The following is a 19,199-nucleotide window of genomic DNA, read 5'->3' on the forward strand; positions in this document are numbered from 1 at the left end:
GGACGCCGGCAAAGTGTACGACGACAAGCAAAAGGAAAGCACCGGCAAAAGCGTGATCGCTTCCGATTCCCGGATCGATTACATCTACCTGAGCGGCGACCTCAAAAAGAAGATCGTCCGTTGCACGTTCCTGTATGATCCGTTTACGGCCGTGCATTCCGACCACAAGCCCATCCTTCTCGAACTCAAACAATAACCGGCATGAAGCAATACCTGAGATACATCCTGGCCGCGGGCGCAATGGCATCGCTGTTTGCCGCCTGCCGCAAAACGGAAGACTATAAATTCACCACAGAACTGGCGATCAACCAGCGCATCGTGCGCCTGAACGCCGCCGCCGACACTACCCAGCTCATCGTTTACGCCGAGGGTGCCTGGACCATCGCGCCCATCGGCAACGCCGATTGGGTTAAACTGCAATCCTCCTCCGGCGACGGGAAGGGCAGCGTTCGCGCGGAAGTGACCAGCAACGAGGGCAACCTCCCCCGCGCCGTGAAGCTCCTCGTGAAAGCTGGCAGCCTGACCGACACCATTTCCCTGCAACAACGCGGCCTCGTGCCCCAGGTGGCCATTGCGGACACCACGATGCAAAGCATCTCCAACGGCGGCACCCTCAAAACCGTGATCGCCACCAACGTGCCCCTGGAGCAAATGAGCATCAGCTACCGCTACGACGATGCCGCACAGGAAAACTGGCTCGGCAACGTCACCATCAGCAACGGCTACCTCCTCGTGAAAGCCGACACCAACCGCTCGGCAGACGCGCGCTCCGGCATCGTTACCCTCAGCTACCTCGACGCGCTGGGCACCACCACCCGCGATTCCGTCCGCATCCGCCAGCATCCCGGCATCAGCTTCGAAGGCGCCGTACAGAAGGATTTCGCGTACGTCAAGCAGCTGCTGGCCGCCGGCACCATCGACGAGAATATCTACATCGAAGGCATCGTGATCAGCGACAAAGGGCATCCCAACATCGCCCGCAATTCCGCCAGCAACAAGCATGTCATCGATAAAACGGAAAACGCCATAGCCATCTACGTGCAAAGCCTGGACGGCACTTCGGGCCTCTATCTGAAAGCGAAAACCGCGGGCGACAATATCTTCAGCTTCAACGACCATGTGAAGATCTGGCTGAAGGGCGCCACGCTTTCCCGCATCAGCAACCCCGACCACGCCATCGTTTCCGGCATCGTAGCGCAACAGGTGATGCATAAAGAAAGCCGCAGCACCCCGCTCCTGCCCCGTGAAAAATACATCGGCGACCTCACCGACGCAGACCTCTACACTTACCTGAAGCTGCGCGAGGTCGAGATTTCCGTGCCTTTCGGCGCATTCACCAATATCAACGAAGGGTACGTGGCGCGGACGGATTGCTATCCCACGCATATCCGCGACATCCATGGCGACGGGCTGTACATGCTCACCAACCTCGACGTGCCTTACCGCCGCAACGGGGAACAGGTGCCCCAGGGCTCGGGAACCATCGCCGGCATCCTCGTGCATGAAAAACACGACCGGTACGGCGGCAACATCGGCAAATACGCCATCCGCCACCTCAGCCGGGAAGACATTGCCCTGCAAACCGAACGCGAAAACGGTTTCTCGAACGTACTGGTGGAATGGAGCCGTTTCCGGAACGAATACGCCGCCACTCCCACCGCCAGCCTCAACCCGCTCACACCCGAAACCGGCACAGGACGGATCTATCAGACCACCAAAACCGGCCTCGACTTCACCGGCGGCACCGGCATCGGCGCAGCTACGGATTACAACGGCCTCCTACAGGAACCCGCTACCGTTAAAGGCGCCGTCAGCAATGGCGGATGGTCCACCAAAAACTGGTGGAATGCAACTACCAACGCTGGCGAATCGTGGATAATCGAGGTATCGACCGCAGGCATCAACCGCCCCGTTTCCCTCCAGCTGGAAGGCAACTCCGACATCGGCGGGCCGCGCAACTTCATCGTGGAATGGGCATCCAGCAACGACGCCGCTACGGATTGGAGCAGCGTAGGAACCTTCACTTTCCAGGATGTGACCAACTGGTCGAACACCCTGCTGACGCAGGTACCAGGCTCCAAAGTGGTGAATTTCCAGTTCCCGCAGGCAGCCAGCGGATTGCAGCAACTGTACATCCGGGTGCGCGTGGCGAACAAGACGGCCGGCAGCACCACCAACCCCAGCGGTGCCTCCATCGGAGCTAACGCGCTGACAAGGTTGATGCACGTATCGGTGAAGTACAACAAATAATCATCGTCGACAGCACATACAAAAAGAAACCCCGCTCAGTTGAGCGGGGTTTTCTGTTATATCTTTCACCCGGGCACCTTCCCATAGTTTTCCCGATCCGATCAACCTGGTGCAGCTCAGATCAGGAAAAATTAACAACTATACCAGGATCACCTCTTCGTTCAGCGGCTTGCCGTTGCAAAGCTGGTCCACGCTCCGCAGCGTGATCTGCGCGATCTGCTGCAGCGCTTCTTCTGTAAAAAAAGCCTGGTGGCCGGTTACGAGCACGTTCGGGAAGCTCATGAGCCGCTGGATGGCGTCGTCCGCAATAATGCTGCCCGACAGGTCCTTGAAAAACAGCTTGTCTTCCTGCTCATACACATCAATGCCCAGGTAAGCGATCTGCCCGGATTTGAGGCTCTCGATCACGTCGGCGGTATGAAGCAGCCCGCCGCGGCTGGTGTTGATGATGGTGACGCCCTTTTTCATAAGCGCCAGGGAGTCGCGGTTGATGAGATATTGGCTTTCGGGGGAAAGCGGGCAATGCAGCGAAATGATATCCGACGTCGCCAGCACGTCCGCCAGCTGCAGGTATTCCACGCCGGCGGCCTGCAAAGCGGCGTCCGGGAAGGGGTCCGCGGCGATCACCCGGCAACCGAAGCCCGCCATGATGCGGCAGAAGGCTTTCCCGATCTTGCCGGTTCCGATCACGCCCACGGTCCTGCCGTGAAGATTGAAGCCCAGGAGCCCGTTCAGCGAGAAGTTCTGCTCCCGCACACGGTTGTACGCTTTATGGGTTTTCCGGTTGAGCGTGAGCAGCATAGCTACGGCATGCTCCGCTACGGCTTCCGGCGAATAGGCCGGTACCCTGCACACGCGGATGCCGTGCTTCCGCGCCGCTTCCAGGTTCACGTTGTTGAAACCGGCGCAACGCAGCGCCAACACTTTCACACCCTTCGCCGCCAGGATGCCGATCACTTCTTCCGACAGCTTGTCGTTGACGAACGTGCACACCACCGGCGTGCCTTCGTCCACGGCATTCACGATATGCGGTCCGAGATGCGTTTCCAGGAACTCGAGCTCGAAACCATAGGGCTCGTTTTCCCGGATGAAGAAGTGTTTGTCATATGGCTTGGCGGAGAAGAAGAGTATTTTCATATCCCCTAAAGTACAAAAAGGCGGCCCTTTTCCAAGGCCACCTTTTTGTTAAGAAGCGAAAAGCGCATCAGTTCAGCACTTCCGCCAGTTTCTTCTCCAGCGCCTCCCCTCTCAGGTTCTTCCCGATGATCCGGCCCTGCGGATCGAGCAGGAAGTTGGCGGGGATGGAACGGATGTCATATTGCCGGGACACGGCGTTGTCCCACCAGTTGAGGTCGGACACATGTGTCCAGGTCAGGTTGTCGTCGTGGATAGCTTTGAGCCATTTGTCTTTCTGGCCCTGGCGGTCGAGCGATACGCCCAGTACGGTAAAGTTCTTGTCTTTATACTGCTGGAAAGCCTTCACCACCGCGGGGTTCTCATGGCGGCAGGGCACGCACCAGCTGGCCCAGAAATCGATCAGTACGTACTTGCCCCGGAAATCTTTCAGCGATACGGGTTTGTCCAACGTATCGTTTTGGGTGAACTCCGGCGCTACTTTCCCGATAGCCGTTGCCTTGGCAGCTTCTACACTATGGAGCAGTTTTTTGGCTGGGGCATTTTCTTTGGCGGAAGGCGCGAGGGCTTTGAGGCGCTTCTCCAATTCGTCCATGTCCTTGTACCGCAGGTGGAACGACAGCACCATAGCGCTCACCGGCGAAGCCTTGTGTTCATCTACCCATTTTTCATATACCTGGCGGGACGCGGAATCCAGCTTATTGTAGTCGCCCTGCAGGGCTTTCAGTGTTACCGTATCTTTCACCTTATACGCTTCGTTCATCTTCGTGGCCACTTCCATCCGCTTTTGGAACAGCGGCAATTTGTTCAGCGCCTGCAAGGTGTTGAGGTCCTTCGCATAGGCCGGACCGGCGAAAGCCACTTCTTTCAGCAACGGCCCTTTCCCCGAAATTTTTATCACGCCCGGCTCCAGGTAGAAAAAGGTGGAACTGTTTTGCGCCATGCGGTCGTTGCCCGCACTGAGTATAAACATATCCCCTTCCGCGGCATTTGTCCGCACACGGAATGCGCCTCCCTTTGCCACGGCGGAATCCGTCCCGCCGCTGCTGGTGAAGGAGCGGAGATAGATTTTCGTGCCATCCGGCAAACCTTTGATATTTCCTTCTACAACCGCCTCCTGCGCGAAGGCCGGCAAAGCCAGCAGGCAGCAGGCTGCGATCTGAATGCATCTTTTCATATTGATGTTTTAATTGAAGTTATTTCCCGCTAAACACTTCCGCCAGCTGCGCATCCATCTTCGCATCGTCGCGGTCGCCGCCTTCGAAACGGCCGATGATCTTCCCCTGCGGGTCTACCAGCACTTTGGTCGGCAGCGTGGAAATACCGTACCGTTTGCTGATATCCTTCGGATTAAATGCGCCGGCCATCATCTTTTCACGGTCCATCCCGCGGAGCACATGCTTCCACACGCCGATTTTGTCGTCATTCACCGCCTTGCGCCAGGCTTCTGGTTTATTATCATCGTCAGACACGCCCACGATCTCCAGCCCTTTGTCTTTGTATTCCGCATACAGCTTCAGCAGGTGCGGGTTGCCTTTGCGGCAGGGCAGGCACCAGCTGGCCCAGAAATCGAGCAGCACGTATTTGCCTTTGTAATCCGCCAGGTTGAAGGGCTGGCCGTTGATATCGGTTGTCGCGAAAGCGAAAGCTTCCGTTCCCGGTACGCCTATTTTCCGGCGTTCCAGCTCGTCTCCGATCACTTTACCCATGCTTTTGCGGATAGATGCCGGGAGTTTGTCGTAATGCGCCTGCAGCTTATCGGTTGCCATGCCATGCGTGTACCCCCGCAGCAGGAAAGCCGTCAGGTAAGTGCCCGGATGCTTGTCGATATATGCCATATCGATTTTCTCCATCGCGGCATAATAAGGCTTCAGCCCGGATTTGAACTCCTGCGCTTTGAAATTGTCTATCTTATTGATGGAATCGAGTGATTTGAAGAACGGCTCCCATTCCTTTTTGATGGGCGCTTTCTGCGCCTGCACCTTGTTATAATCCGATTGCACCGTGCCACCGTCTACTTTCATCTTTTTGAAAGCATTTTCTGTAACGGTGATGGTGGTTTTACCCGGCTCCAGGAAGAACCATTCGATATTCGGATCGTCCATATTGCGCGATTTCAGCTGTCCGTTCAGGCTCGCGTACGCCGGCCCGTCGAGCTTCCCTTTGAAAGAGAAGCGGCCGTTGCGCACCGGCGTACTGTCATTCACATATTTACCGTCGGCTCCGGGATAGCGGAGATATATCCAGGGCAGCTCGCCGCCGGTGTAGCGCCCTTCGAGGGTGAACGTCCCCTGTGCCGAAGCGCCCAGGAAACTCCCGATGCCTGCCAGGGAAAGGAAAAGGATTTTCTTCATGGTCATTATTTTATTGCTCGTTTTGGGAAAGGTTCGGGTTACCGGTGATCTCGTCGGAAGGTATGCGCATGAGGATTTTCGGGTCCGTGGCCTGCACGGTCATCGCCCCTGAGCTCCCCGACGCATAATCACGCACCATCGGCAATCCGTTCCGGAAATAATCAAAGCTCACATGCCCTTCGAACGCCAACTCAATCCTGCGTTGCTTCAGTATCTCGTTGAACAGCGGCTGCCCGGTGATGTTGGAAGTATCCCCGATGCCCGCGCGCCGGCGGATCACATTCAGGTCACTCAGCGCCGCGGCGTTATCGCCCGCTTTCACGGCGGCTTCCGCACGGTTCAGGTACACTTCCGCCAGGCGCAGGTAACGGTATGGCGACACGCTGTACAGCGACACGTAATTGATCATGTACTTCACCGTCGCCAGGGAATCGTCCGGCCAACCGGGCGTTACGTTGCGCTTGTAAAATTGCCGGCGCAGATCCTGCGGCCGGATGAGGGAAAGCAGATCCGGGGAAGGGCGGTACAGCCCGCCCGTATAATTGATCTGCGAAGGCATGGCGAACAGGTTGGCGATGAGCCCCTGGTGCTGCTGGGTATTCACCGCGAAAATATCCTCGCGGTTCCCCGGCGCATCGGTACTGTAGTAACTGGTATAAGCCGCATCCTGCAGCAGCGTGTAACCACCGTGGAGGATCACCGAATCCGCGTACTCCCGCGCCTTCCTGTTGGCGTTGGCGTCCGGAGAGGCGAAGGTACCGCCCATATACAGGTACACCCGCGACAGCAACCCGAAAGCCGCATAGCGCGACGCATAGCTGTTGCCCGCATTGGCTTTCAGCAAGGGCAGCGCTTCAGTAAGGTCCGCCACCACCTGGTCGTACACCGCTTTCACCGTTGCCCGTGGCGGCGCAAACGCAGCACCGTTGTTATCCGTCGTGATCAGCATCACGCCGGGGTTGTTGCCGCCATTTTGGTAATACGGTTTGCCATACAGGCGGATGAGATTGAAATACACATACGCCCGGAGGAATAACGCCTCTCCTTTCGCCTGCAGGATCACCGGGTTCGCTTCCCCGGCCTTCACATTGGCGAGTATCTTGTTGATCAGCAAAGAAGCGTTGTACGCCCCGCGCCAGTATTCATACGTGTACGACAAGTCCTTCTCCCCTGAATTCAGGTAATTGAAAGCATCCGTATACCGGTTCACACCCGCATCCAGCGCCCTGATATTGTTCCCGTGCGCTTCGCCGAAGAACACCTGCATATCATTGAAGTTGAAGGAATTCGCTACCGCCGCCCCGGCAATCGCCGCATAGGCGCCGAATACCGCTTTGCGGAACCCTTCCGGAGTAGCGAACCGCTGCTCTTCATACGTTACGTTGTGCGGCCGGAGCTTGTCGAGCTCTTTATTGCAGGCGCTACCAGTAAACAGTAACCCCGCCGCCGCGATATAATTGATGATGGATTTCATGTGTCGCATTTTTGATGGTTAAAAGCTTACGTTGATGCCGGCCAGGAATCTGCGCGGATTGGCGAAAGAGGTGCCCACGCCGTTATAGGCCGTGCTGGATCCCAGGGACGCGCCCTCCGGATCAGCCCCCACAAAATCCTTCCGCTTGATCACCGCCAGGTTGTCGCCGCTCAGGTAGGCTGACAGCTGCCGGATCTTCAATTTGCGCAACAACGCATCCGGCACGTCGTACGACAGCCGCACGTTGCGCAGGCGCAAATGGCTCGCATCGCCCCACAGGCGCGAAGAACGGTAAGTCAGCGCGTTCCAGGCATTCGGGTTCGTACTGAAAACATCCGGGTAATTCGCGTTCATATCGCCTTTGCCCTGCCACAGCCGCTGGTTGCTGCCGAACACCACGTTGTTGCGGCCCAGGCGCGGCGCAGTAGGCGACTGGAAGTTGTTCACCAGCGACATCATCACGTAATTCCCGTACTGGAACCACCATTCCGCGCTCAGCGTGAACCGCTTGTATTTAAACGTATTGGTAAACCCGCCAAAGAACTTCGGCGTAGCAGATCCCACCGTTTCCCAGTTCGCCAGGTTGGTGGTGCTGCCAATACCTTCCACCTCCACCGGTTTGCCCGAAGCATCGTAGTTCCGGTGGATCATATTTCCGTTCTCCGGGTTGATGCCGATATAGGTGATCGCCTTGATCACGTTGATATCTTCCCCGATCTTGCGGTAATAGGCATTGGAATAGCTGTCGCGCAGAGAATCCTGGTACAGCGCGGAAATGTGGTTCTTATTGAAGCTGATATTGAAATTCGCATACCAGTTGAAGTCTTTCGTTTTCACCACGTGCGCATTCAGCATGATCTCCACACCGCGGTTGATGATCTCCCCGATATTCTGATACTGGCTCAGCGAACCTTGCGCGGAAGTGAGGTTCACGTTCTGCAACAGGCCCGCGCTGCGCTTGCGGTAAATATCCGCCGTCAGGTCGATGCGGTTCCATAATCCCAGGTCCAGCCCCACATTCGTGCTGTACATCGTTTCCCAGGAAATCACCGGGTTTGCCAGCTGGGAAATGGTTGAACCAATGTTGTCGATGGAACCGTAACGGCGCCCGTCGCTGTAAAAAGTGGTATTCAGGTAACCATCGCCAAGGTCGCGTCCGGAAGTACCGTACACCGCTCGGAGCTTCAGGTTGTTGACAGTCTTATTGTCGCGCAGGAACGCTTCGTTCGACAGCAGCCAGCCGCCGCTGATGGAATAGAACGTCCCGTAACGCTTGTCGCGCCCGAAGTTGGTGGTGGCATCCGAACGGACGGACGCCGCCGCGAAATACTTCTGGTCGTAGTTATAATCCGCCTGTCCAAATACGGAGAAGGTAGCGCGCTCCTGGTAGCTGCCGATAGGCGACGCCGGCGGCGAGGAAGGCAACAGGTACGCAAGGTACACCGCGCTGCCATATCCCCTGGCCGCACCGGCGTTGCGCTCACCGGGCAGCACGTTATACATGTCCGCACTGGTCACCTCCGTCGCCCGCTTACCCCATTCCTGCCCGATCAGGGCCGATACGGAATGCAGCCCGAACGACTTGCGGAAGTTCAGCGTATTGGAAGTCAGGTAATCGGTATAGCGGGTATCGCGGATCGTGAGCGTACCGTTCGGCAGCACAGGACTGGCGGCATTAAACAGGTAAGGGAACCCGCCGTATTTGCCGGAATAGGAACGCGGATCGAGGTAGGAATTGAAGCGCGTGCCCATGTAGTTGATCGAGTTGGCGCTCTGCACGAACAGCCAGGGCCTGATATCGTACCGCAGCTTGATGGCGCCCAGGTGATTGTGCACGTCCGTCACCGCCGTATTGTCGTACTCCGCTTCGGCGAGGAAGTTCTGCGTCCAGGTCTGGAACATGGGGCCGTAGTTGTTGGACTGCTTCACCGGCAAGCTGTCCGGCATCGAGCCGTCGGCCGCATACGGGTTCTGGAACGGCTGGATCATGTACAGCTCAGGCACCCCATTGCGCCGGGTGGTTTTATCGATGATAGAACTGAGGTTTACGGCTACGGAGAATTTATCGCTGACTTTCTGGTCGATATTGATACGAAGGCTCTTCCGGTCGAAGGCGTTATCATACAGCGCGCCGTTCTCCTTATACCAGGCCACGCCGCCGTAAAACTTCGTCTTATCGTTGCCGCTCTGGATGTTCAGTTCCGTATTCCGGAAATTTCCATTGCTATAGATCGCATCTTCCCAGTTGAAGTTATTGTTCCGGTCAGCGTCGGAATACGTCCGCCGCTGGCGCACAAACTCGTTGACGTCGGGGAACTGCGCCTGGATGGAAGGCGTCTGCTCCCAATACCGCTGCATCTGCTTATCCATGAACCCGATCAGTTCGGTGGTGTTCATGAATCGGATGGCGCGCACCGGCTGGATAGCGCCGTATTGCATGTTGAGGTTAACGCCCGTGCGGCCCGTTTTGCCCCGGCGCGTCGTGATCACGATCACGCCCTGCGCCGCGCGCGAGCCGTAAATAGCCGTGGAAGAGGCATCTTTCAATATGGTGATATCCTCCACATCCGCCGGGTTCACGGCGTCCTGCAAACTGGTATAATTCGTGATCACGCCGTCCACGACGAACAGCGGCCCGAAGTAATTGTTGGTGGGCGTCGCCATCGACGATTGCCCCCTTTCGATCACCTGCCCTTTCGCGCCGGACTCGCCGGAAGTCTCCGTGATATACAGCCCGGTCGTCTTGCCCTTAAGCATCGACAACGCATTCGGCGTAGTCACGCTGTTGCGGAGCTGTTCACCGGTTACCTTCTGCACCGCGCCGGTCAGTTCCTTGGCGGATTTGGCGGAGTAGCCGGTGATGATGAGCTCATCCAGCTTCGAGGAAGCGCGTTTCATCCGCACGTCCAGCGCGGCGAAAGACTTCGGTGTGATGGCATAAGGCTCGTAGCCTACATATGAAAAGATCAGCTGCGGATCGTGCGCCATGGGGATGGTGAACCGCCCGTCGTTGTCTGTTGTCGTAATCCGGGTGGCGCCCATGGGATGGTTGGAAACGGCCCGAACGGTCACTCCGGGCAGTGGCGTCCCGTCTTCGTCCGTCACGCGGCCGTCCAGGGGCACGGCGGCTTTGGGTTGTTCGCCCGGACTGCTGTACAGCGTGTTGTTGCTGGCTTTTGCCTGGATAACGATAAATCGGTTATCGCGCAGCGAATACGTTAATGGTTGGTTTCTGAAACAGGCCGCCAGCGCGTCGTTCAACGAAACGTTGCGCAGGGATACGGTCACTGGTTTGGTGTTGTCGAGTTGGTTTTTGCCATAGATAAAGGTATAGCCGCTTTGTTTCTCGATCGATTTCAAAGCTTTGACAAATGGTTCGTTGCGCATTTGCAGGGATATCTCCTGTGCGTGGGCGGCGAGGCCCGCGGCGAGGAAGAACAAGCACAACGTCAGCATACGGTAAGCCCTGCGGATGGCCGGGTGGCATGCAATGCCCCGATCCGCCTGGCGCCAGGCGCATGAATACATAAATTCGATTTTGGGTGATAAAAAAATCTCCTGTCTGAAATGTATGTGTCTTTTCCCGGACCGGCCCTTTCAGACAAACCGGTCCCTGTCCCCTCCGGCAGCTGTTGGCGCCGGTGGGGTGCTGCGATCCAGATTTCCTGCCTGCTGCCCGATGCAGCTGTTCATCAGGGCGAGACAGTTACCTTATTCCCATTGATTGTAAAGTGTACAAGTCCTGTCAGTTCCAGCAATTCCAGCACTTTCGACAGCGGAACGTTCCGCGGGATCGTGCCATTGAAGTACTCTTTCACTATGCCTTTTTCATAAACTACTTCTACGTCGTACCATCGCGCCAGCTGTTTCATCACAGTTTCTACCGGCGCGTCGCGGAAGAGGAACAATCCGTTCTTCCAGGCGGTGGCGGCTTCGATATCGGCCTGGTCGTTCAGGATCATGTCCGTCCCTTCCAGCCGCATGGCCTGCCCGGGGCGCAGCAGGTGTTGTTCCCGCCCATTGCGCATCATCACGGAGCCCTGCACCAGCGTGGTGCGGCTGCCCGGGTCGTCGGCATAAGCCTGTATATTGAATGCCGTTCCCAATACCACCACTTCTCCGCCGTTGCGGATCTGGACGATGAACGGCATTTCTGTGTTGGGTTTGATATCAAAGAACGCTTCTCCCGTCAATTCCACTTTTCTTTCCTTTCCGATGAACGCAGTGGGATAGCGCAATGCGCTGCCCGCGTTGAGCCAGGCGGTGGAGCCATCGGGCAACGTAAGCCGGTACTGCCCGCCGCGTGGCGTGGCCAGCGTATGGAACTCCACGGGGTCGCCGGAGGCGTTGTAGGCCAATACGCCCTGCCCCGTCTTCACGGCATTGCCGCCGCCCTGGCTGGCCAGCGCACCGTTCGCCGCGTCGTTCAGGTTGATCCGGCTGCCATCGCCCAGGGTGAGAATGGCCTTGTCGGATCCCGGCAACGCATCGCCGCCGAAGTTCCGCACTTCCTGCCCAGCTGTTCCCCTCGATGTTACCGCCCAATATCCCGCGGCGCCGATAGCGAGCACGAATACCGCCGCCGCCGCGATCCTGCGCCAGGGCAGGCTGCGCACTTTCGCCGGTGCTTTCAGCTCGTGGATGCGCGATACCATCCGGTCCATATCTTCTGCCGCCAGGTCCATCGGCTGCACGCCGCCGGCGAGCTCGGACAACACTTCCTGCATGAGGGCGTCGTAACGCCCGTCCTGCAACAGAAGGTCCAGCTCTGCCGCCTCGTTTTCTCCTATGCTGCCGGCATAATAGCGCTGCAGGAGGAGACGTACCTTGTCCCTTTGATCATCTAACATGGTGGAATAGCAATTTGCAACAACGATATAAGCTATAACTACCGGGGAATGGATTAGGACCAGTGCCCCGGAAACTTTTTTTTGACATTTCGTCAAAGCCAGAACAGGCCTGCCTTCCGCACGTGGTCGCGGACCGATTGCAGCGCCCTCACCAGGTGGTTCTTCACGGTATTGGACGATAATCCCAGCTGCGCCGCGATCTCCGGGATCGTAAGCCCATCGTACCGGCTGAGGCGGTACACCTGTTGCTGCTGGGGCGGCAATTGCTGCACTGCCCGCGCGATCACCGTTCCGCTTTCGCGGTACTGCACCTGCTCGGCCACATCCGACCGCGAGGTTTCGGCGAAGTCCCGTAAATGCTGCAGGAATTTTCCTTCGCGCGCCAGGCGTTTGATGTAAGTGAGGGAAAGATTGGAAACAACCGTAAATAACCAGGCCCGCAGGAACCGGATCTTTTCATATTCCGCACGGTGCTGCCACAGGCGCAAAAATGCTTCCTGCACGATGTCTTCGGCAACGGCCCTGTTTTTGGTGATCTTGATGGCGAACGGCAGCAGGCGCGGGAAGTAGTGGCGGACGATCTCCCCGAAAGCCCTTTCGTCGGAAGCGCCGATCCCGGCCAGTAATGATTGCTCTTGTAATAAATGCTCGCTCATTCCATCCCCCTCCCTTGGCATGCGGTGTTGGTTGATTTGGGATAAAAATAGTAAAAATGTGATAAAGATGCCGGAAGGAGAACGAACTAAAAACGCTGTTTAAAGAGATACCATCGCTTTGACCACACCGTTCTTCGGGTCCAGCCAACGATGGAATTCGGTTTGCACCTGGTCGAAATGCACCCGGTGGGTAATATAATGTGTTGGGTCTACGCGCCCCGATTTCATGGCATCCACCACATGCGCGAAATCTTCGCGGGTGGCGTTTCGGCTGCTCATGAGCGTCGCTTCGCGCTTGTGGAATTCGGGATGGCTGAAAGCCACCTCCCCCCGCTGGAGCCCTACCAGCACATAACGCCCGCCATGCGCGAGATACTTAAACCCCTCGGTAATGGCGCGCTGGCTGCCGGTGGCATCGATCACCACGGTGGGGAAATCGCCATGGGTGATGGTTTGTAATGCACCTTCCACATCACCTTCGGAAGCATCCACGATATGCTGCACCCCGGGCTTTTCCCGGCAGAAGTCCAGCCGTTGCCGGTTAATGTCCACCGCGATCACTTCCGCTCCCGCGATCCGCGCAAATTCCATCACGCCCAGGCCGATCGGGCCCGTGCCGATCACGGCAACATATTCCCCCGGCCGCACATCCGCCCGGCGAACGCCATGCGCACCGATAGCCAGGGGCTCCACGAGCGCCAGCGCATCGAACGATAATCCCTGCCCGTGCAGCAGGGCCGAAGATGGCACCCGGAGGTATTCCGCCATGCCGCCGTCGACATGCACGCCGCACACCGCCATGCTCACGCAACAGTTGGGCTTCCCCGACCGGCAGGCGATGCAATGCCCGCAATGGTAATACGGGATGAAAGTCACCGCCTCCCCTGCCATGAACCCCGGCGCCCCGTCCGCTGCCACCAGCTCGCCCGACAACTCATGCCCCAGCACCCGCGGGTAACTGAAAAAAGGCTGCGTACCTTCGAAGGCGTGCAGGTCCGTGCCGCAGATGCCGATCCGGCGGATGCGGAGGATTGCGTGGTCTTTGATCAGTTCAGGCTGCGGCGCCTCTCCGTAAGCCAGGGCTCCGGGCGTTGTACAAGTGAGAATCTTCATGCCATCCAGGTTTGAATCAGGCGTTATGCCTCCGCCAAACCTACGACAATTCAACCCACAAATTCTTGTCGGGAACCGACATTTTCTTTTACAAAAACGGACCTTTCCCGTGCTGGTTATTTAGGTTCCGCTACGATGAACGATACGCCGGCGCCCCCTTTTCACCGTACTGTAGACGCGGTTGAACCGTCCTCTAACCGTCCTTCACCGTCCTTGCACCATTTTTTCCCTTCCTTTGGCAGGCCGCCTGCATTCTTCACATAAACATATATTTAACTTACATTTAATTTACATTTTTACACAAATTCATCCATTTTATATCAATATATTCAGACTGTCGTAAAAAAAGCGCCGCAACCCTCGGGCTGCGGCGCTTCATATTATCCCATTGCGAGATTATTTCTTCTGCTGTGCCAGGAACGTCACCAGCGAAGCCAGTTCCTCGTAAGACAAGGCATTGGCCAGTCCTGCCGGCATCATGGAATTCTTCAGTTCCTTGCGCGAGGCGATATCGGAGGTTTTCAGCGTGGTCACGTTGCCGCCGATGTCGCGGAGCACCACCCGCTGGGCGGTTTCTTCCGTCACGAAGCCGGTGTACGACTTCCCGCCCTTGGCGGTGATCATCACCGTTGCAAAGCCCTGCGAGATGGAAGCATTCGGTTTCAGGATGGATTCGGCGATCTGCTCGCGGTTCATGATCGAGCCCACCTGGCCCATGTACGGGCCTTTCATCTTCTCGCCTTTCGAAATACTGTGGCAGGCGATGCAACCCTGCGTGGTAAACAGCACTTTTCCTTTCGCGGGGTCTCCTTTGATATTGTTCACGGCGATCAGCACGTCTTCGATAGACGCCTTGCCCACCTGGCCTTTCTTATTCTTGATCTTTTCCAGGTCCACTTTCGGCTCGTTTTTCGCTACCGCCGCTTCCTGCTTCGCAGGCGCAAACGCCGCGATCTCCATACGGTGGCGGGCATCGAGGTCGGTGAAGTACTGCTTGCGGGCAGGGAACTTCAGCGCTTCCCTTTTCAGGAACTTCTCGATAGCCGGCGATCCTTCCCAGGACACCGCTTTATAATACGGCCCATGGGAATCCGGGCGGGTGCCCCACCACCACGAAGCATCATAATCCGCTTCTTTCTTATATAAACGGGCCAGGGTGGTGATCACCTTGTCTTTCGTCCGTGTTGTTTTCAGCTTCGGGTATACCGCTATCAGCCCGTTTACCGCTTTCATATCATGCATATATCGCAATGCCCACAAGGCCAGGGAAGAGCTTTCGCTTGTAACGGCGGCTACGCAGGAATCCACGGCATGCAGCTGCACCAGGGCCTGCACAGCGAGGTGCGGCAGTATGATGGCCGCATTCGGCGTGGCGTGCGGGCCTTCCGTTCCTTTCGCGGGCGCATTAAAACTGGCCGGCAGCTTCGTTTGCAGGAGGGCATGCGCGGCTTCCATCCGGCCCAGGCGGCCCAGACCGATGATCGCGGCCGCCGCTACGCGGGGATTTTCGTCTTTCAGTCCGGCCAGGAACGGCTCGATGGACACGTCCTGCAGGTTGGCTTTGCGGTCGGCCAACGCGCGGAGGGCATGCTCGCGCAGGAGCGCGTCTTTCGTCAGTTCGGTCAATGCCGCGATACCATCGCGGCCAGCAACCTGTGTGTAGGTATATACACCTGCTACCCGGCTTTCGGGCGACAGCTGCGCATCATTCGCCACTGCCAGCGCCGCTGCGGCGGCCGCCTGCTTGTCGCTGCGGCCGATGAGCTCCTGGGAAGCATTCAGGCGGGCCACTGCGCTGGGGGATTTCAGCAATTCCGCCAGTTCCGCCACCGTGGCTTTGGACAGGTCGGGGAAAGCCGTGTAGGTCCAGTCGTTGGGTACCGCGCGGATGATATATCCTTTATTGGGGCTGCCGGAATAGCCGGCGCCATCCCAGGCGGAGAGGTACATCCTGCCGGAACCGTCCACATCGAGGTCCGTGATCTGCGGGAGGCCGAGGAACTCCTCTTCCTTCTGCGTAAACGAAGCGCCGTCGGGCGTTACGCGGTGGATGTAGAGCATGCTGCGGCCCCAGTCGGCCATCATGGGCACGTTGGTGTACTGTGCGGGCCATTTGGGCTCCGACAGGTAAAGCGCGCCCGTTCCCGAACCGCCGCCAACGTCTACCAGCGCGGGCAGTATCTCGTCGGTGAAGTTTTGGAACAGCACGGGGTATCCGTATTCGCCGGACTGGATGTGGTGCGAGAAGCGCACGTTCCATCCGCCGCCGTCGTTGGTGTTCTCGCGGGTATAGACGTTCATGAAGGGGTCGATGGCTACGTCGTACACGTTGCGGGTACCGTGCGTGAACACTTCCATCTCGGTACCGTCGGGCCGTACGCGCACGATCCCGCCGCCGAGCATGGTAAGCTTTTTGCCGGAGCGGTCGGTGGCGTTATGGAAACCGAAGTCGCCCACGGAGATGTATATCCATCCGTCGATACCCATGCGGATGCCGTTGGTGGCATGGTCGGTACCGCGTTCCTGGATGTATTTGGTGTTGCTGAGGTCGGTGATGAGCGGTTGGGCGGGGCCGTCGGCCTTACCGTCCGCGTCTTTGTCTTCGAATACGACGAGCGACATGCCGGTAGCTTTCTTCGTTTCTTCGGAGAAGGTGGTATGGAGGACGTATACTTTGGTGCCGAGCACCATGATGCCGCGGGGGTTGTCGACCGTTGCGAAATCTGTATGCGCGTCCATTTTGCCGTCGTTATCGGCGTCTGTGAGCCGGAGGATGCGCCCTTTGCCGGGGTCTTTCCCGAGGGATCCGATCATATCCACCCCTACGTACACGTCGCCATTGGGCGCTACCGCGAGGCAGGCGGGGCTGGGCGTTACGTCGGGACCGGCGAAGCGGGAGATCGTCAGGCCCGGGGGATCGGGAAGCAGGGAGGGTTCATCGCCCATGTAGTGTTTGGCGCCGATCATGAGGGATGCGGAACAGATCAGGGCCAGTGGCAGTTTAATCATCTTTTAATTACGGTTAATTTACTTGCTTATCAATACAATTGCTGAACAAAAGAGCCGTCCAAAATAAAAAATTATTCGTCAGGAAGGGGAATTTTTCCATGAACAGGCATTCCCGTCCAGGCGGCCTGCTGCTAAATACCCGGTTCCCAGGTTATCATTCCTCCCGGAAAACGGCAATACGCAAAGCGGGCTTTTCGCTATTCCGGCTGCTGTAACTGGCATAAAAACCGGACATTTCGTTTGGAATCCGTATTTCGTTCCCGGTGTTGAATTTTTTCCACACTTATTCGTGTGTGACAGTACTATGGCCATTTACGGGCGATGTAGATGCTCGGTTTTCTCATCCTCCCCTGTTAAAAATCCGGTAACAACTGTCTGATTTACAGATATATTTCCCGTAGTTATTGTTTTGCATATAAGAAGGCCGTATTTTTGAGATGATCCTATTGTAACCGTTTGAATCAGATTATTGCATTAGCCGACCGGATGCCTGTTTCAAAACAAGCCTAAGAGAAACCTGGCCGAAAGGGAGCTAGTCCTGCAACCGTATACCAATACGGGCGGGGCGGACCAAAAAGAACAATGAGATATGAGTAAAATTCTCCTGATCGAGGACGATGAGGTAATGTCGACCATCGTTAAAAGAATCCTGCTGAAGGCGGAATATCACGTAGACCACGTCAGGAACGGCAAGGAAGCATTCGAGATACTGGAGACCTCCGGCTATGGGTTCGACCTGATCATTACCGATATCATGATGCCCTATGCGAACGGCTTCGAAATCCTGAGCCGGGTACGCAATTTGCCCGATGGCAGGCAGATTCCCGTTATTTTGCTGTCGAACGCCGGCAACGAAGACATGGTGAAGGAAGGCCTGCAGCTCGGCGCCAACGACTTTCTTAAGAAACCGGTGCTGCCGGCCGAGCTGCTGACGCGCATCCGGCGGGTGCTCACCCGGGAACCCAGCTAAGCCAGGGCATACTTCCGCCCTGCTGTAGCCCTACACCTTCACAATCCTACTGAAAAACGCGCATATGAATTTCTCCCCGCTAGATTTCCTGGAGAGTATATTTTTTGAATTCCGATACGCGCCGCTGATTATCCAGATTGCCATCATTTTCGTGTTTGTGGCGATCGGGATGACGCTGGTCGCTTATTTTTCCATCCTCCGCCGCCGTTTCAGGGGCTTCCGGAGGGATAAACAAGTGGCGCGCCTCAACGAGCTGATCGATGACCTGCTCATCGAGAATGTTTTGTCGCAGGACCCCGAGCTGGCCCAGACGCCCGGCGAAACCGCCGAAGCGGCGGCCAGCGCGTTCCAGCTCGCTCCTTTCGGGAAGCGCTGGGGGCGGCAGGTGCTCATCGACCGGCTCATCAATTACCGTAACAACGTGCGGGGCGCCATGGGCGACGAGATCCGCACCCTCTACCTGCTGCTGGAGCTGGATAAAGACAGCTTCAAGAAGCTGAAGTCCCGCAAATGGAACCGCAAGGTGCGCGCGCTCAACGAGCTCAGCAGCATGGAGATCGGCGTGGCGGACGTAATCATCCTCCCCCTCACCAACAGCCGCAACCGTGAACTGCGGGCCGCGGCACGCCAGGCGTACATCAAGCTGTCCAAAAACGAACCCTTCAAGTTCTTCGACCTGGCCACCGAGCCCCTCCTGCAGTGGGACCAGGTGGAACTGTTCCGCATCATCACCACCACGTCCAACATCGCCATTCCCAACTTCGCGCAATGGATCACTTATTCCACCAACAAAAGCGTGATATCCTTCTGCCTCAAGCTGGTCATCCATTACCACCAGCTGAAAGCCATCCCCGCCGTGATGAAGCTCCTCGATTCGAAGGACCACCTCCTCCGCGCGGAAGCCATCAACTGCCTGGGCAAGATGCGGATGGCGGATGCGGAAGACAAGCTCGTGTATATTTATAACAACCAGCCGCTGGACTGCCAGATCGAGATACTCAAGGCCCTCGGCCGCATCAGCAGCGGCAGGCATACCGAATTTCTCAAACAGGAGTTCATGCTGTCTACCGACTTCGAGCTGCGGAAGAACGCCGCCAAATCGCTCATCAACAACCAGGCGCCCGGCAGCAACCTCATCAACGAACTGATGGCCGAAGCCAGCCCTGAGAACCAACTGATCCTCAAACATTGCATGAACCCGTTAATCAAATTCTGATGCAGCAGATCTGGGAAATAGCAGGCAACGTATTCGAAACGACGGTGTTCACCTACGGGATGGTGCTGCTCGTATCTTACGCCCTGCTCGCCATATGCTCCCTGGTAGCGGTCCGCCGTTGGGTGATGACCGACAAGTACCAGAACGGCGAAGAGCTCCTCACCTCCCCCCTC

At 57.1% G+C, this 19,199-nt stretch carries 12 protein-coding genes and 1 pseudogene; 4 read left to right on the plus strand and 9 right to left on the minus strand.

From position 1 onward, the window contains the following. Both Q0510_RS08315 and Q0510_RS08320 read left to right on the plus strand, forming a co-directional pair. Positions 1-196: pseudogene (locus Q0510_RS08315) on the plus strand (hypothetical protein); the annotation flags it as partial. 5 nt (positions 197-201) lie between these two features. Beyond that, the gene (locus Q0510_RS08320) at positions 202-2,250 is read left to right on the plus strand and encodes a DUF5689 domain-containing protein (protein ID WP_298709987.1); all 2,049 of its coding nucleotides are present in this window, start codon (positions 202-204) and stop codon (positions 2,248-2,250) included. A gap of 138 nt (positions 2,251-2,388) precedes the next feature. Here the strand turns inward: Q0510_RS08320 and Q0510_RS08325 are convergent, their stop codons facing one another. The 9 genes from Q0510_RS08325 to Q0510_RS08365 form a co-directional block, all read right to left on the minus strand. Further along, positions 2,389-3,387 (minus strand): 2-hydroxyacid dehydrogenase, encoded by a 999-nt coding sequence (locus Q0510_RS08325; RefSeq protein ID WP_298709989.1) that lies wholly within the window; start codon positions 3,385-3,387, stop codon positions 2,389-2,391. A gap of 67 nt (positions 3,388-3,454) precedes the next feature. Continuing rightward, on the minus strand, positions 3,455-4,561 hold the full coding sequence (locus Q0510_RS08330) for a TlpA disulfide reductase family protein (protein ID WP_298709991.1): 1,107 nt from the start codon (positions 4,559-4,561) through the stop codon (positions 3,455-3,457). Positions 4,562-4,580: 19 nt separating this feature from the next. Then, positions 4,581-5,738: a TlpA disulfide reductase family protein gene (locus tag Q0510_RS08335; protein WP_298709992.1), complete on the minus strand. Its 1,158-nt coding sequence runs from the start codon at positions 5,736-5,738 to the stop codon at positions 4,581-4,583. 10 nt (positions 5,739-5,748) lie between these two features. Then, complete coding sequence (locus tag Q0510_RS08340; RefSeq protein WP_298709994.1) at positions 5,749-7,212, minus strand: RagB/SusD family nutrient uptake outer membrane protein; 1,464 nt, start codon at positions 7,210-7,212, stop codon at positions 5,749-5,751. 18 nt (positions 7,213-7,230) lie between these two features. Beyond that, positions 7,231-10,740, minus strand: coding sequence for a SusC/RagA family TonB-linked outer membrane protein (locus Q0510_RS08345; RefSeq protein ID WP_298709996.1), 3,510 nt, complete (start codon positions 10,738-10,740; stop codon positions 7,231-7,233). 164 nt (positions 10,741-10,904) lie between these two features. Further along, positions 10,905-12,062: a FecR domain-containing protein gene (locus tag Q0510_RS08350; RefSeq protein ID WP_298710000.1), complete on the minus strand. Its 1,158-nt coding sequence runs from the start codon at positions 12,060-12,062 to the stop codon at positions 10,905-10,907. A gap of 92 nt (positions 12,063-12,154) precedes the next feature. Beyond that, positions 12,155-12,739, minus strand: coding sequence for an RNA polymerase sigma factor (locus tag Q0510_RS08355; protein WP_298710002.1), 585 nt, complete (start codon positions 12,737-12,739; stop codon positions 12,155-12,157). A 78-nt stretch (positions 12,740-12,817) separates the two neighbouring features. Next, complete coding sequence (locus Q0510_RS08360; RefSeq protein ID WP_298710004.1) at positions 12,818-13,831, minus strand: zinc-binding alcohol dehydrogenase family protein; 1,014 nt, start codon at positions 13,829-13,831, stop codon at positions 12,818-12,820. Between the two features lie 396 nt (positions 13,832-14,227). After that, positions 14,228-16,840, minus strand: a complete 2,613-nt coding sequence (locus tag Q0510_RS08365) for a c-type cytochrome (RefSeq protein WP_298710006.1) — start codon at positions 16,838-16,840, stop codon at positions 14,228-14,230. A gap of 589 nt (positions 16,841-17,429) precedes the next feature. Between Q0510_RS08365 and Q0510_RS08370 the strand changes: the two genes are divergently transcribed. Together Q0510_RS08370 and Q0510_RS08375 are read left to right on the plus strand one after the other, a co-directional pair. Beyond that, entirely contained in the window at positions 17,430-17,810 is a 381-nt protein-coding gene (locus tag Q0510_RS08370; protein WP_298710008.1) for a response regulator transcription factor, read from the plus strand. Positions 17,811-17,874: 64 nt separating this feature from the next. Continuing rightward, complete coding sequence (locus tag Q0510_RS08375) at positions 17,875-19,026, plus strand: HEAT repeat domain-containing protein (protein ID WP_298710011.1); 1,152 nt, start codon at positions 17,875-17,877, stop codon at positions 19,024-19,026. Positions 19,027-19,199 lie beyond the last annotated feature (173 nt).

Origin of the sequence: uncultured Chitinophaga sp. (assembly GCF_937874145.1) — a bacterium.
Lineage (GTDB): Bacteria > Bacteroidota > Bacteroidia > Chitinophagales > Chitinophagaceae > Chitinophaga.

What these genes read in the sequence shown, in the direction of transcription:
- Q0510_RS08320 (WP_298709987.1), top strand. Translation starts at nt 202, where the DNA reads ATGAAGCAATACCTGAGATACATCCTGGCCGCGGGCGCAATGGCATCG.
- Q0510_RS08325 (WP_298709989.1), bottom strand. Translation starts at nt 3,387, where the DNA reads ATGAAAATACTCTTCTTCTCCGCCAAGCCATATGACAAACACTTCTTC.
- Q0510_RS08330 (WP_298709991.1), bottom strand. Translation starts at nt 4,561, where the DNA reads ATGAAAAGATGCATTCAGATCGCAGCCTGCTGCCTGCTGGCTTTGCCG.
- Q0510_RS08335 (WP_298709992.1), bottom strand. Translation starts at nt 5,738, where the DNA reads ATGAAGAAAATCCTTTTCCTTTCCCTGGCAGGCATCGGGAGTTTCCTG.
- Q0510_RS08340 (WP_298709994.1), bottom strand. Translation starts at nt 7,212, where the DNA reads ATGAAATCCATCATCAATTATATCGCGGCGGCGGGGTTACTGTTTACT.
- Q0510_RS08345 (WP_298709996.1), bottom strand. Translation starts at nt 10,740, where the DNA reads ATGTATTCATGCGCCTGGCGCCAGGCGGATCGGGGCATTGCATGCCAC.
- Q0510_RS08350 (WP_298710000.1), bottom strand. Translation starts at nt 12,062, where the DNA reads ATGTTAGATGATCAAAGGGACAAGGTACGTCTCCTCCTGCAGCGCTAT.
- Q0510_RS08355 (WP_298710002.1), bottom strand. Translation starts at nt 12,739, where the DNA reads ATGCCAAGGGAGGGGGATGGAATGAGCGAGCATTTATTACAAGAGCAA.
- Q0510_RS08360 (WP_298710004.1), bottom strand. Translation starts at nt 13,831, where the DNA reads ATGAAGATTCTCACTTGTACAACGCCCGGAGCCCTGGCTTACGGAGAG.
- Q0510_RS08365 (WP_298710006.1), bottom strand. Translation starts at nt 16,840, where the DNA reads ATGATTAAACTGCCACTGGCCCTGATCTGTTCCGCATCCCTCATGATC.
- Q0510_RS08370 (WP_298710008.1), top strand. Translation starts at nt 17,430, where the DNA reads ATGAGTAAAATTCTCCTGATCGAGGACGATGAGGTAATGTCGACCATC.
- Q0510_RS08375 (WP_298710011.1), top strand. Translation starts at nt 17,875, where the DNA reads ATGAATTTCTCCCCGCTAGATTTCCTGGAGAGTATATTTTTTGAATTC.